Source organism: Paenibacillus sp. ACRSA, from assembly GCF_022346845.1.
In the GTDB taxonomy this organism is placed as follows: domain Bacteria; phylum Bacillota; class Bacilli; order Paenibacillales; family Paenibacillaceae; genus Paenibacillus.
This window is the reverse complement of sequence record NZ_JAKRNP010000006.1, coordinates 228,877-241,844: the sequence shown is the minus strand read 5'-3', so window position 1 is coordinate 241,844 and position 12,968 is coordinate 228,877. Positions and strand designations below refer to the sequence as shown.

Below are 12,968 nucleotides of genomic sequence, written 5' to 3'. Positions count from 1 at the left end.
TATTGTATCCTGTGATTCCAACTGTGGAACGGAGTGAGACCATCGAACAGACCCTATATGTAGCTCAAATGTTGGCAGAGAAAGTGATTCGGACGGCAGGGCAGGTTGTCAGAGATTCGTTTGACCAATTAACCTGTGTCGTTCAAAAGGGAAGCTATGGTGATGTCGTTACGGCAGTAGACTATGAAAGCGAACGTATCATATGGGAAGAGATCACCGAAGCTTTTCCGAATCATGCGATTCACAGTGAAGAGCGAGGTCATAATGGTCAGAGCAACGAATGGTTATGGCTGATCGACCCGCTAGATGGAACCAATAATTTCGCTATAGGATTACCTGTGTTCTCTATCTCGATCACGTTAATGTATCGCGCAGAGCCAGTCCTTGGAGTGATTTACGAGCCTTTGGTGGATCGTTTGTATGTGGCTTCAAAAGGAAAAGGAGCATATTGTAATCAGGTCAAGTTAGTCGTAAGCAAGAGAGAAGATATTCATAGAGGTACAATCGGCTGGATTCAAGGCCATCAAGTACAGAATGAAATGCAAGCGGTTAACTTACGTCAGCATTTGGATGTTCGTTTCAAACGGATGATGAGACTGTGGGCACCGACACTACAGTGGTGTATGCTCGCCAAAGGGGATATCGATGGCATCATCCTCTATAATTCGGAAGGGGACGATCTATATTCGGGGCTACTTATGGCTCAAGAAGCAGGGGCGATCGTTATGGACTTTGAAGGAAAGCCTTTTGAGAAAAGCCAACCTGAGCCCTACCTCATTGCATGCCATCCAGAGCACCAAACCTATTTCCTCAACATCGTGAAGGAAGGATTGGAGAGATCGAGATGATTACTGAACTTCAACGGCAGGACTTCGATAAGGTGCAGCATATTATCGACGCTTTTAGCACACTTGAGGTACGGGCTGTAGTGTCCGGCTATAATCCGGGACGAATTTATGTTGATGATATTTCGAATATCACGGCTGCTCTCGTTTGGATTCAGGGGCAAAGCGGCTTTCAGTTAATCGGGGATCCGCAGAGCGAACCTTTTATGAAGGAATTGCCTGCATTTATGACAACACATATTGAACCTGAATTAGCAGAGTTAACACTTGATTCCGTGGAAATTGGGACACAGGATGGCCGCTGGGCAGGGATACTGCGTAACATGGCAGGCAAGCGAGAACTCTCCAGTGATAATCAGCATGTATATCGATTCCATTCACCACAGGGAACGGAACGTGTGGCAGGAAATGAAGAGACCGATGCTAATGTTCAACATCTAGAGCAGAATGCTGTCCAGCTTGTGAGAGTAGATTCTGCACTTATACATAATCGCAAGTTCGGCAATTCATTCTTTCTGGAGGACAAGATTACTTACTTTTGGAGTACGATAGATGACTTTTTGAAGCATGGGTTCGGTTATATGTTAGTTCATGAACGGAACAATGAGATTATGAGTATTTGTCTCTCAGGATTTGTTGCAGGACAGATACATGCTATTGATATTGAAACTGTAGAGGTATATAGGAATAGGGGCTATGCTGCTGTTGTAGCAAAAGCTTTTGTAGAAGAATGCAGGCGTGAGGGGCTTCAGCCGTATTGGGATTGTAGTCCGGATAATACAGGTTCTGTCCGATTGGCTGAACGTGTAGGAATGGTTTTCGATTTTGATTACAGCGTGTATTGGTATCCATTATCGTCATAATTGGGCGTATCGTTATTTTGTTATGTGAAGGAGATTGGACATGAATGAATTGTTGCAACAGCAAATGCAGTTTCTAATTGAGATCGATAAATTGAAGACGATTGAACGACAGACCCGAATTATTCATGGTGATCGACGTGAAAATGATGCAGAGCATTCCTGGCATCTCGCAATGATGGCCTTGATCTTGCAAGGTCACGCGAATCAGGATGTGGATCTGCTTAAAGTGATGAAGATGTTACTGGTTCACGATCTGGTAGAGATCGATGCGGGAGATACATTTGCTTATGATACGGTGGGCTATGCGGATAAATATGAGCGGGAAATTCAGGCCGCCAACCGATTATTTGGACTGCTGCCACAGGCTCAAGCAGAAGAATTAATGAATCTATGGTTAGAGTTTGAAGCAAAAGAAACGCCGGAAGCTGCATTTGCTTCATCACTGGATCGTATGCAACCAGTTATACATAATCATCAGAATGAAGGAGATACCTGGATGAAGAACAACATCACCAGCGAACAGGTATTGAATCGAAACCGTGAAGTCGAGAGAGGTTCCGAGACGCTGTGGGCATACGTACAAGAGATTGTTCAGGATTCTGTCGATCAAGGGATTTTAGCGAAGTCAGCGCCTCAGGTTTCCTCAGAATAAACGTAGTTTTGGTATAGAGGAAGGAGACAGCCTATGGGATATATCACGGAACTAAGGACACTATTGGGCTCGCGACCATTAATTTTAACAGGCTCCTGTGTGCTGGTGTTTAACGAACAGGGGCATTTGCTTTTACAGAAACGCACCGACAGTCTGGACTGGGGAACGATTGGAGGTTCAATGGAGCTGGGTGAATCCTTGGAGGAAACAGCAGCACGTGAATTGTATGAGGAAGCAGGTTTGAGAGCGGGGGCGTATCGACTCATTACGGTGTTTTCTGGACAAGACATGTATTATCGCTATCCACACGGGGACGAGATCTATAATGTGATGGCTGTATATGAAGCATTGGACGTAGAAGGGGAACCTCAGATTATGGACGATGAAGGATTGGAGCTACGTTACTTTGATCTATCCCAACCGATTCCAGAGATCAATCCGATTACGGCATATGTATTACAGAATACAGGATATATCAAAATGCCTGATTAGGAAAAATGTGCTAATATATAACACTACGATTTAATTTATATTTTAGCAGGAGGTACTATGATGAGTTTTGACTTTATTACATCTTTGGTCATGTTATATTATTTTGCAGTTGCTGGGCTTGTTCTATATGGTCTTATTGTATTTATTAGACTTGGGCATCGGGGAATCAAGGCACTCGATATCTACTTGAGCGAGAAGCGTGGAGATCGACAATAGAAATAGAATTATCATTTTTCTCTCAGTGTTTTATTGATCTTTTATTGGTATGATTGCATTATCACTCCATTTAAGAGAGGTTAATGATATGGATACCTTTTTAGAACAAATTAATGAGCTACAGGTGATTCAGAAAGATCTGGTAAGCATACACCCGATGTTTGCAGAGTATTATCCGGTGGTTGTAGCCTACGAATCTCTTCTATATATCTACGATTATTCTATAGATACACAGCAGTATGAATGGGTCAAAACCGTTCCAGATGACATGAACATTCCAGAGGAATGTATGGCAGCATTTCCAATACCTCATATGGATTGGCGCGTATGTGCAGTCGTTACCGATGCGGTGTTCCAAAGCTTTGAACAGAAGGTCTATCTGTTTCATGAATTCGTCCATTGTTATGTGTATGAACAGTACAGAGAGCAAGTTGGCGGGCGTATCGGTATCAAGAGCACAATGGAACAGCGGAAACGGGTAAGCTGGGAAATTGATTATGAGTTTCCTTATGACGATGAGACGGTTGTTGGAATTATAGATGAGTTTATCCTTGCACTGCAAAGTAAGGACATCCAGCAGGTAAGAGAGATTCGAACACAGTTATTCAGCTCACTTAGCGTAGAAGCTAGTGAATTCTGGAACTGGCTGGAGTGGAATGAAGGTTATGCTCGGTATATCGAGAACCTAATCCGAGCAAAGTTCGAATTGGAACAGAATCGTGTGGGAACAGAGAAACCGTTTAGTCGGCTTGTTTTCTATGCAACTGGCTCAGCCTATATTGATCTGCTCGTTCAAGAGCAGCCAGCGCTTCATACAGACCTAGCGCAGTTATTTGAACAGCTGCAAGCTGAACGAGTGAATGTTGAATTGAAACGGAGAGAACAAGGCGTATGAATCACCTGATTACCATTCATCCGTTAACGGCATCAGATGTGGATAGCGCGAGTTTTGTGTTTGAGACAGCCATTCGAGGTGCGTTTCAGGACGAAGGTCTGAATACTCTACACGATGACTTCTGGGATGAAGTGAATGAAAAAAAAAGACTGCTCCAAATGGCCTTGCAACAACGCCATAATCAGGATGAAACGATGTTTTTTCTCTTAGCGAAGAGGGAAGATACAGTCGTTGGAACGATTTCCTTTGCGCCTTGTGGTGAGATCATTCGTAAGGGCACTAATCAGGAACTGGCAGATATCGGTGAACTGGGTACGTTGTACATTTTACCCAAATTACAAGGTCAGGGAATCGGTTCTGCTCTAATTCAGGCGTTAATCGGTGAACTTCAGCGGCGTGGTCTAGAAAAGTTCTGTCTGGATAGCGGTTATAAACATGCCCAACAGCGCTGGAAACGAAAATTCGGTAAGCCTCACAAGGTATTGCAAGACTACTGGGGAGAAGGCACAGATCATATGATCTGGCTGTGTGACGTAAAGGATTTCGCAGCCCAATAACACATAAACAAGAAAGAGATGATCCTCTGTCGAACAGGAATCATCTCTTTTTTTACAATGGCTTAATTCCAATTCCATATCTCTACGCGATTTAGTTGGAATTGATGAAATTCCGGCAGCTTTGTTATTTTCTCCAACTCACGTACAGGTCCTGTAACGACAGCGCCATAGACTTGCACACCATTTTTTTTCAAATAGGCAAGACGCTGCTGATCCACATCCGAACCATTGTATTGTACATTATGAGTCATCCATCCCAGATCAGACATCATCGCTTGAACTTGCTCTTGCATCTGTTCTGCCTCGTCTGGTGCAAAGTAGGCATACCAACTAGAACCAGTTTCTCCGAATAAGGTAAGAGGTTTGAGCGTGAGATGAGGCGTCATATAGTCGTACATACCCGAGCGTGAATAGGAGATATCTAATTCCTTCAATTCACCTGCATAGACTGGCATAGCGGTTACCCCAACATCGTAATTGGCAAGAAGCTTCATCAGTTGTTCTGGAGATATTAGATTTTTCACGGACAGTGATAACTCTGCGACATGCCCATCATCAATTTTAGCAAGCCTGTTCAAGTTCATACTATCGTTAGCGTCTTCCTCAACAGGCTTATCGGATATAAGAGAGTAGGGAAGATAAAAAGGGCCGGGGCTGTTGCCATTCATATACGCTCCTGTATTTGTTATGGAATATTTAAACTTACCCGTGATGCTTAGTTCAGCTTGAATCTCTCCTGTGATTACTTCCGATGAGCCCACGTGTCGATATATTTTCAGATTAGCTTTCTGAGTTAGAAACGGAGTGACTTCAAAGGGTTGGATATATGTTTTCTCAACACGAAGTCCGTCACCGTGCATCTCTACGACAGATACGATGGAACGTAGGAAGTCATTGCGTACTTTTGATTGATCGAAGTAGATGTGTAGTGATGATACATAGATGTGGTAGACGATAAATACGAGAAATAGAGCACCTCCTGCGTTAAGGAAAAATTTCCATCTCGTCTTCCATACCATGCGTTTGAACTGCTTTTGACCCCATTCAGGATGAAGATTCTCGAAATCTTCTTCTTGAAGGACACGCTGCTCATCATGTTCTGTGTGATTAGACATTCTCAATCGTCTCCTTTCATTAGAAGCATCTCTGCTTTGAATCGTTCTCTGGCACGAAAAAGGGTGACCTTGACCTGGTTCATATTCATATCCAGAATTTCGCATAGCTCCTTGTAAGATAACTCGTTCATTTCTCGTAGTAACAATATGGTTCGATACTGTTCGGGAAGCTTCTTCATCACCTGTTGAATACGAATGGTTCGTTCACGAGCGTTAAGCACTTCCTCTGGAGAACGGTATGTATTTTCTGCGCCTTGCTGTTCCAGCTCTCGATTCATTTGCATTTCACCACGTTGTTTACGATACCAATCGATAAATAAGTGCCGGGCTACTTTGTACAACCACGCTCTGGCGTAGCTTGCATGCTCGGCTTTCATAGATACCATAGCTCTGTAGAATGTTTCTTGGACTAACTCCTCAGCGGTCTCCTGAGATCCACACATGCGGTAGAGATAGAGATGCAGGGAGGATTGGTACTGCTTGAATAGTTCGGCATATAGATCACTCCTCATTTCAAGTTTCCTCCTCCTTCTCTTAAGACAACGGGGCAATGTCAATTATGTTACAGTACATTTAAAAATGTTAGGAGGTTTCTTTTGTGGACAAGCCAAAGCACATGCATGAAATGATTAAAATTGTATTTATAGATATAGATGGAACCTTATTAAGTGAGGTTGATCGAAGCCTATCACCTCGGACAGAGCGATCGATTCAAGAGCTACTTCGCCGAGGAATCCAAGTCGCCTTGGTAACAGGCAGACCCTATAATCTATGTGAGGAATTCAGGAGAATAGGCATTGATACGATCATTTCAGCCAATGGTGCCCTCATTAAGAGTGGAGAGCAAGTGATCCATAAGTCTATACTCTCACCCGACATGGTAAGAACGTTTAGTGAATTTGCACAGGAGAATGGTCATGGTATTTCCTATTTTACAGAGACGTTTGAGATGAACGGGGACTTTGAAACCGATGTACGTATTACGGATGCATTAAGAGACACGTTGGGCATTATGGAGTACCCTGGGAGAATTAATTCGTTAGAGAGCGAAATTTATTGTCTCTGTCTATATGCAGATCAAGCAGAAGCGGAGATATATCATAGGCAGTTTCCATCCCTGAATTTTGTGCGTTTCCATGCGTATGTATCCAATGTGTTAGAAGAGAATGAAGTATCGAAGTCAGTCGCTGCAGAGAAAGTACTCACGTATCTAAACATTTCCCGAGATGAGGCGATGGCGTTTGGAGACGGGGAGAATGATATCGATCTATTGGAGTATGTTGGTCTTGGTGTCGCGATGGGGAACGGGGGAGAACGCATTAAGTTAAGTGCAGACTATGTTACACGAAAAGCAAGTGAGGACGGGATTACGCATGCATTAAAGGCATTTAAGCTCATCTGATGATATCCTAATTATGGATTTTCATGTAGAATGATGTGGAATCTACTAAGCCCTAAAGCATAGGGCGCGATCGAAAGGTGAATTTATGAAAAAAGTAGTTATAAAAAGAGATAGGAGGAATATACACCATGATTGCACCTAAGCTGCAACCAGGAGACGAAATTCGTGTGATCTCCCCATCGAGAAGTCTTTCCATTATAGAAGAGGAGCATATTAAACTAGCCAAAGAACGATTGGAGGCCTTGGGTCTAATCGTCTCTTTTTCGGCTAATGCATATGAGATAGATGATTTTGCTTCGTCCTCTATTGAATCGCGTATTCAAGATTTGCATGCAGCCTTTGCCGATCCGCAAGTCAAAGGAATACTGGCAACCATCGGTGGGTTCAACTCCAATCAGTTGCTGCAATATATCGACTATTCACTTATTCAAGCCAATCCGAAGCGGTTCTGTGGCTACTCCGATATAACTGCATTGAGTACCGCTATATATACGAAGACAGGGCTGGTAACCTATTCGGGTCCTGCGTTCTCGACGTTTGCTATACTTCATGGCAATGAATATACCGTCGAGTTCTTCGAGAGAATGATGATGGGATCGGCGGATTCAATTCATGTTACACCCTCTACAACATGGAGTGATGATGCGTGGTATCGGGATCAGGAGAATCGTCATTTTATTACGAACCAAGGGCCTGTGATTCTGAACGAAGGACAGGTGGAAGGAACCATTATTGGCGGGAATCTGTGCACACTGAATTTACTTCAAGGCACAGAATATATGCCTTCTCTAGAAGGGACAGTCCTATTCGTTGAGGATGATTATATGGCCGACCCATCTACATTCGATCGTGATCTACAATCACTTATTCATCAGCCTGGATTCGAACAAGTGAGAGGGTTAGTCATTGGTAGATTTCAGAAAGCATCCGAGATGACAATGCATTTATTAGAGAAAATCATTCACAGCAAGCGGGAATTATCGCAGATTCCGGTTATTGCAGATGTCGATTTTGGACATACCGCACCACACTTTACCTTCCCTATTGGGGGCAAGACTAAGCTTAACGCACAAGGCACGAGCGTAGAACTCTGGATTTCGGAGTAAATATCGGGATGGGAATTAATGGATATCTCATTTGTGAAAAGTAGGAATGGTTAATATAATTACGTTTGGCATATGTAAGTAGACAATCCCACAGCCGATGTGGAAATCTAGAGGTGAATCATGAAATTCAGATGGGTGTATGTTCTTATTCTTGCTTTAATCACTACAATCATCTTACCTACAGCAGATGCAAGTGCAGCAGGTACGATTGCAGTGAAATCGAAAGTGCTTTATTACAAAGGCCAACCGTACATAGAGCTTTCAGGTGGAAACAAGAGTGTGACAGCGAAGCTTAATAAGATGTTTAAGGTACATGCAGTTAACATTGTGAGTTCAGACAAAAAGATTAAAAAGGAAAATAAAAAGTACTCTGTAAGCACCACAAGTGCTACAGTGAAATTCAATCAGAAAGAAAAGATATCTGTTGTGTACGAGGATTATATCTATGCAGGAGCAGCACATGGTTTTCCATCCTCTACGTCCTACAACTATGATCTTAGAACGGGCAAGGAACTGAAGTTTATAAATTTTGTGCAAAATGATGACCAACTAGCCAATTTAGAAGACTCGATCTCAAGCAGCCTTAGAGCGATGTATAATGCGAATCAAGGTATCTTTGAAGAAAATATTAATGATTTCCCATTAGATCAAGAGCCTGCATTTTACCTCTATGATAAGGGGATCGTAATTCGCTTCTATCCTTATGAAGTTGCCCCATACGCTGCAGGATTCGTTGATGTTAAAGTTCCCTATAGCAAAATAAGCAAATAGGTTTAAGAGTCAAGATGACGACTATGAAACTAGGCTTAACCAAGCATGGTTCTTAACTGAATCATGCTTTTTTATTATTTTCAGCTCCGTGACTAGTGAAATGCACGAGCGATAGAACGAGTACATACATAATTTTATAAAAATATTTAAAATATTCTAAATAATTCCAGTATTTTTCGTCACTTTATAGTATATTTAAGATATTCGGGAGGTGATAGAGGAACAATGCAACGTTAGTGATCTGTATGGCTTCTATGTGCATGCATACCGTAAGCGGAGCTTAACCCATTCCATGAAGGAGGTTTTAGTTGATGCCTATTGGTTGTTGGTTACGAAAAGCTGTTCTGTTGACCTTATCGTTCATGTTAGTATCTGTCGCGTATTCACCCCATCCGGCTTCGGCAAATGCAAGTCCTGTGCAAGGATTTAATGTAAGCGGTACCAATTTATTGGATGCTACGGGAGCTCCGTTTGTTATGCGTGGTATAAACCATGCGCATACCTGGTTTAAGAACGATCTGGAAACTGCGATCCCAGCCATGGCGGCGACAGGTTCCAACACTGTACGAGTCGTACTGTCGAATGGAAGCCGTTGGACAGCGGACTCGCTTGCTGATGTGGAGCGAATTCTAGCACTCTGTGATCAGTACCAGCTGACAGTTATGCTGGAAGTTCATGATGCAACGGGTTCCGATAGTATAGCGGAGCTTAAGAAGGCTTCGGATTATTTTATCAGCATCAAGCAGGCGCTAATTGGTAAGGAGGATCGTGTCATCGTGAACATTGCCAATGAGTGGTATGGTTCATGGGGCACGGATGTATGGGCCACCGGATATCAGCAGGTCATTCCTGAGCTTCGTCAGGCGGGGATTCGCAATACCCTTGTGGTAGATACAGCGGGTTGGGGACAGTATCCAGCGGCGATCTTTGACAAAGGATTAGATGTCTTTAACTCCGATCCACTCGCGAACACGATCTTCTCCATTCACATGTATGAATATGCAGGCGGAGATGCAGCAACGGTAAAAAATAACATTGATCAAGCGCTCGCTATTGGCGTGCCTGTTATCGTTGGAGAGTTTGGCTTCCAGCATACCAGTGGTGATGTGGATGAGGCGACTATTATGAGTTATGCTCAGCAAAAAGGAGTAGGCTGGCTCGCGTGGTCTTGGTATGGAAATGGTGGTGGTGTGGAGTACCTTGATCTGAATAATGGTCCAGCGGGCGCACTGACCGGTTGGGGACAAACGGTTGTGAATGGCCCTAACGGTACGCAGCAAACGTCGGTTCTGAATCGTATCTACACCACGCCAGGCTACCAACCGGTTCCTGCAACATAGGTGGCATAATAAACACATAATAGCCCAATCTGTACCTGCGTCAGGAGTTTGAATGCAAACCTGCCGCAGGTAGATTGGAGGGTGAACCTAGGCGGAGGAAAAGGTTGTTTTGAAGCGCCGATTTCGCTGCTCAATAATCTTCTCATAGTCTTCAATGAGCTGGTCGAAGATGTTCTCCCATGACCGCTGCTGTGCAAGTTTTCGCCCATGTATGCCCATGACTTGAAGCTGCTCAGGGTGATTTGCCCACAGACCTATCTCACGAATCAGTGCATCTGCACGCCCCGGTTCAAACAATATGCCACTTCGATGGTCAGCCACAAGATCCCTTACACCGCCAGCATTAGCTGCTAATACAGGCAAGCCCGAAGCCATGGCCTCCAGTACGACATTGCCGAACGTTTCCGTACAGGAAGGAAATACAAATAGATCTGCCGAAGCATACATATGAGCAAGCTCATCCCCATGCAAATAACCAGTGAATGTTACATTTGCTGGTGCTTGTTGGCGCATTTTGGGGAGTAGTGGTCCATCGCCAACGATGACCCAGTGAATACGCGATTGCAGCTCAGCCGGTAAATGCTGCATCGCCATAGTAAGTGTGCCGATATCCTTCTCAGGCGCGATTCGTCCAACGTAGAGCAGGATGAGCGGAGCAGTAATCCCATGACGAATACGGAATTCTGAATTTCGTTTATCCGGTGTGTATAGATTGCAGTCAATTCCGCGCGACCATTGCTTTAATCGCTGAATGCCTTGTTTGTGCAACGATTCGAGAGTCTCCAGTGAAGGGGCGAATGTAGCGTCGGCTCCGCGGTGGAACCATTGGACATACTTCCAGTAGAAGGGAATCATGCTTTTTAATCTGTAATATTCGAGGTAACGATCGAAGTGGGTATGATAGGATACGACATGGGGAAGATGATACTTGTGTGCATAGCGGAGGCCAAGCAGTCCCATATTGAATGGCGTGGAGATATGTAACAGATCCGGCTGAAAAGCCTGCAATTGTTTGTAGGTGGAGGTTCTGCTAGGTAGAGCAATTCGACATTCGGGATAGAGGAAAAATGGGATATTAGCAACAGGCCGCACCGGACAATCATCATTGCTCTCGATAATGGAGTTAGGCGTGAATAACAGATGTTCGATCCCTCTGCGCTGCATATGGGTACTCCACCGTTCGAGCGTGGCAGCAACGCCATTCGTATCTGGAGCATAAGTATCCGTGAACAAGGCCAGGCGCATGATCATCCCTCCCGTGACTCTTGATGCCAAGATCATAACAACCGTTCATTATGCAGAAGTCAACGGCACGTTAACTTATTGCGTTTTCTTGTAAATTGTTATGCACGATACAGCACATCCGTTTTCTAAGCTGGTAAGTATTCTGTCAGCATATCTTGTACAGCATATTCTGCTATGATGGGATGAGGTGTCGGCGCATTCTGTCAGCACATACTGGTAAGTCATCATGTTAATTCGTTCGTTAAAGATAGAGAATTATTGGAGGCAGAGGAATGAAACAATTAATAGAAGAATTACAGGAATTATTACCTTTGGATCAACTTGAATCCATGTCAGGTGAAGAAGTGGTTGGTAGCGTAGCGATGGATCTATACCGTGCTGAATTCGCAACGATAAGAGAATGTGGAACAGAGATCCCGCAAATCTTACGAGAAATGATCCTTCTTATTGAACTAGACACTGAATTATCAGTGAATGGAATAGCCGGATATTTGGAAAACTCAAGCGGGCAATTTCTAAGTGAAACGACAGCAGTATTACAGCGGATCGGTAATGAGACGGATGCAGAGATTATGCAGAGTATTCAAGACATTTTATCTTCGAACGGAGTGAGTACTGCTCAGCTTAGAGAAAATGTGAATGGATTGTCTGAGGGGGACGTAACAAATTCCTTGGAGGTGCATGGACAGCAAATTCATGAGGTAATGCAACAAGTGCAGCTTGCAGCGGAAGGATTACTGATGCAATCTGACAATGAAGAAGTATTTGAAATGCTCTATCAGTATGTGGATGCGAACATGGACAGTTTGAAGCAACAGTTGCAGCAGCTCCTATCTGAATAATGAAGCGAACTTAATATGTATACGCGACGAACGTGATACGGAGGAGTGGACTTACGTGATTGTGATGATCAATGGAGCATTTGGCGCAGGTAAAACGTCAGCAGCGAACCAACTCCAGTCGTTAATACCAGACAGCATGATCTTTAACCCCGAAGAGATTGGTTACATGCTGCGAGCGGTAATTCCAGAAGACGTAAGAATGAAGGAAGAGCAAACAGATGATTTTCAGGATATGGAGCTATGGAAAATCCTTACCGTAACCATCGCCCGTGAACTGAGGCAGAAGTATAATAAACACCTAATTGTACCGATGACAATCTATAATACAGAACGCTTCGAATATATTCATAGTGGGCTTAGTGAATTAGCCAGCAATCTATATCATTTTACGCTGATGACTTCAATGGAGACGTTACATGAGAGAATAGCCAAACGTGGTGATAAGCTGGGTGGATGGACGTACCAACAAGCGGTTAAATGTATAGAGGCATTTCAGAATGCGCGGTTCGAACAACATATTATAACCGATGGTCTAACTACGGATGATGTGGTCAAGCACATTTATTCCAACGTAATGCAGAAGGAACTGACTTTGGAATAGCGTTCAAACCTACAATCCTAAGGAGG

Annotated in this window: 16 protein-coding genes; 13 read left to right on the top strand and 3 right to left on the bottom strand. The window is 43.6% G+C overall.

All coding sequences use genetic code 11. From position 1 onward, the window contains the following. The first annotated feature begins 23 nt into the window (after positions 1–23). The 7 genes from MH215_RS18875 to MH215_RS18845 all read left to right on the top strand — a co-directional run bounded on the left by MH215_RS18875 (position 24) and on the right by MH215_RS18845 (position 4,520). Positions 24–848 carry an inositol monophosphatase family protein gene (locus MH215_RS18875; protein WP_343224596.1) on the top strand — a complete coding sequence of 275 codons (825 nt, stop codon included), beginning with the start codon at positions 24–26 and terminating at the stop codon, positions 846–848. Next, positions 845–1,708 carry a GNAT family N-acetyltransferase gene (locus MH215_RS18870; RefSeq protein WP_239292633.1) on the top strand — a complete coding sequence of 288 codons (864 nt, stop codon included), beginning with the start codon at positions 845–847 and terminating at the stop codon, positions 1,706–1,708. The genes MH215_RS18875 and MH215_RS18870 overlap by 4 nt, the downstream gene beginning before the upstream one ends. Before the next feature lie 40 nt (positions 1,709–1,748). Continuing rightward, positions 1,749–2,360: an HD domain-containing protein gene (locus tag MH215_RS18865; RefSeq protein ID WP_239292631.1), complete on the top strand. Its 612-nt coding sequence runs from the start codon at positions 1,749–1,751 to the stop codon at positions 2,358–2,360. Positions 2,361–2,393: 33 nt separating this feature from the next. Further along, a complete protein-coding gene (locus MH215_RS18860; protein ID WP_239292629.1) occupies positions 2,394–2,852 on the top strand; it encodes an NUDIX hydrolase in 459 nt (152 codons plus the stop codon). A 57-nt stretch (positions 2,853–2,909) separates the two neighbouring features. Next, positions 2,910–3,068, top strand: a complete 159-nt coding sequence (locus MH215_RS18855) for a hypothetical protein (RefSeq protein ID WP_164848649.1) — start codon at positions 2,910–2,912, stop codon at positions 3,066–3,068. Positions 3,069–3,156: 88 nt separating this feature from the next. Then, the gene (locus MH215_RS18850) at positions 3,157–3,963 is read left to right on the top strand and encodes a hypothetical protein (protein ID WP_239292627.1); all 807 of its coding nucleotides are present in this window, start codon (positions 3,157–3,159) and stop codon (positions 3,961–3,963) included. Beyond that, positions 3,960–4,520: a GNAT family N-acetyltransferase gene (locus MH215_RS18845; RefSeq protein ID WP_239292625.1), complete on the top strand. Its 561-nt coding sequence runs from the start codon at positions 3,960–3,962 to the stop codon at positions 4,518–4,520. The genes MH215_RS18850 and MH215_RS18845 overlap by 4 nt, the downstream gene beginning before the upstream one ends. A gap of 62 nt (positions 4,521–4,582) precedes the next feature. Here MH215_RS18845 and MH215_RS18840 read toward each other — a convergent pair whose 3' ends face one another. After that, positions 4,583–5,635, bottom strand: coding sequence for an anti sigma factor C-terminal domain-containing protein (locus tag MH215_RS18840; protein ID WP_239292623.1), 1,053 nt, complete (start codon positions 5,633–5,635; stop codon positions 4,583–4,585). A 2-nt stretch (positions 5,636–5,637) separates the two neighbouring features. After that, positions 5,638–6,147 (bottom strand): RNA polymerase sigma factor, encoded by a 510-nt coding sequence (locus MH215_RS18835; RefSeq protein ID WP_239292621.1) that lies wholly within the window; start codon positions 6,145–6,147, stop codon positions 5,638–5,640. A gap of 113 nt (positions 6,148–6,260) precedes the next feature. On the opposite strand from MH215_RS18835, the gene MH215_RS18830 reads away from it, so the two are divergent. The 4 genes from MH215_RS18830 (at position 6,261) to MH215_RS18815 (ending at position 10,254) form a co-directional block, all read left to right on the top strand. Continuing rightward, the gene (locus MH215_RS18830) at positions 6,261–7,037 is read left to right on the top strand and encodes a Cof-type HAD-IIB family hydrolase (RefSeq protein WP_239292880.1); all 777 of its coding nucleotides are present in this window, start codon (positions 6,261–6,263) and stop codon (positions 7,035–7,037) included. Between the two features lie 128 nt (positions 7,038–7,165). Continuing rightward, complete coding sequence (locus MH215_RS18825; RefSeq protein ID WP_239292619.1) at positions 7,166–8,143, top strand: S66 family peptidase; 978 nt, start codon at positions 7,166–7,168, stop codon at positions 8,141–8,143. A 120-nt stretch (positions 8,144–8,263) separates the two neighbouring features. Then, entirely contained in the window at positions 8,264–8,914 is a 651-nt protein-coding gene (locus MH215_RS18820) for an RsiV family protein (protein ID WP_239292617.1), read from the top strand. 311 nt (positions 8,915–9,225) lie between these two features. Beyond that, on the top strand, positions 9,226–10,254 hold the full coding sequence (locus MH215_RS18815) for a glycoside hydrolase family 5 protein (RefSeq protein WP_239292615.1): 1,029 nt from the start codon (positions 9,226–9,228) through the stop codon (positions 10,252–10,254). 87 nt (positions 10,255–10,341) lie between these two features. Here the strand turns inward: MH215_RS18815 and MH215_RS18810 are convergent, their stop codons facing one another. Next, entirely contained in the window at positions 10,342–11,499 is a 1,158-nt protein-coding gene (locus MH215_RS18810) for a glycosyltransferase family 4 protein (protein WP_239292613.1), read from the bottom strand. Between the two features lie 272 nt (positions 11,500–11,771). Here MH215_RS18810 and MH215_RS18805 point away from each other — a divergent pair, with 272 nt between their 5' ends. Beyond that, positions 11,772–12,341 carry a DMP19 family protein gene (locus tag MH215_RS18805; RefSeq protein ID WP_239292611.1) on the top strand — a complete coding sequence of 190 codons (570 nt, stop codon included), beginning with the start codon at positions 11,772–11,774 and terminating at the stop codon, positions 12,339–12,341. A 64-nt stretch (positions 12,342–12,405) separates the two neighbouring features. After that, positions 12,406–12,942 carry an AAA family ATPase gene (locus MH215_RS18800; protein ID WP_239292878.1) on the top strand — a complete coding sequence of 179 codons (537 nt, stop codon included), beginning with the start codon at positions 12,406–12,408 and terminating at the stop codon, positions 12,940–12,942. Positions 12,943–12,968 lie beyond the last annotated feature (26 nt).

What these genes read in the sequence shown, in the direction of transcription:
- MH215_RS18870 (WP_239292633.1), top strand. Translation starts at nt 845, where the DNA reads ATGATTACTGAACTTCAACGGCAGGACTTCGATAAGGTGCAGCATATT.
- MH215_RS18865 (WP_239292631.1), top strand. Translation starts at nt 1,749, where the DNA reads ATGAATGAATTGTTGCAACAGCAAATGCAGTTTCTAATTGAGATCGAT.
- MH215_RS18860 (WP_239292629.1), top strand. Translation starts at nt 2,394, where the DNA reads ATGGGATATATCACGGAACTAAGGACACTATTGGGCTCGCGACCATTA.
- MH215_RS18855 (WP_164848649.1), top strand. Translation starts at nt 2,910, where the DNA reads ATGATGAGTTTTGACTTTATTACATCTTTGGTCATGTTATATTATTTT.
- MH215_RS18850 (WP_239292627.1), top strand. Translation starts at nt 3,157, where the DNA reads ATGGATACCTTTTTAGAACAAATTAATGAGCTACAGGTGATTCAGAAA.
- MH215_RS18845 (WP_239292625.1), top strand. Translation starts at nt 3,960, where the DNA reads ATGAATCACCTGATTACCATTCATCCGTTAACGGCATCAGATGTGGAT.
- MH215_RS18840 (WP_239292623.1), bottom strand. Translation starts at nt 5,635, where the DNA reads ATGTCTAATCACACAGAACATGATGAGCAGCGTGTCCTTCAAGAAGAA.
- MH215_RS18835 (WP_239292621.1), bottom strand. Translation starts at nt 6,147, where the DNA reads ATGAGGAGTGATCTATATGCCGAACTATTCAAGCAGTACCAATCCTCC.
- MH215_RS18830 (WP_239292880.1), top strand. Translation starts at nt 6,261, where the DNA reads ATGATTAAAATTGTATTTATAGATATAGATGGAACCTTATTAAGTGAG.
- MH215_RS18825 (WP_239292619.1), top strand. Translation starts at nt 7,166, where the DNA reads ATGATTGCACCTAAGCTGCAACCAGGAGACGAAATTCGTGTGATCTCC.
- MH215_RS18820 (WP_239292617.1), top strand. Translation starts at nt 8,264, where the DNA reads ATGAAATTCAGATGGGTGTATGTTCTTATTCTTGCTTTAATCACTACA.
- MH215_RS18815 (WP_239292615.1), top strand. Translation starts at nt 9,226, where the DNA reads ATGCCTATTGGTTGTTGGTTACGAAAAGCTGTTCTGTTGACCTTATCG.
- MH215_RS18810 (WP_239292613.1), bottom strand. Translation starts at nt 11,499, where the DNA reads ATGCGCCTGGCCTTGTTCACGGATACTTATGCTCCAGATACGAATGGC.
- MH215_RS18805 (WP_239292611.1), top strand. Translation starts at nt 11,772, where the DNA reads ATGAAACAATTAATAGAAGAATTACAGGAATTATTACCTTTGGATCAA.
- MH215_RS18800 (WP_239292878.1), top strand. Translation starts at nt 12,406, where the DNA reads ATGATCAATGGAGCATTTGGCGCAGGTAAAACGTCAGCAGCGAACCAA.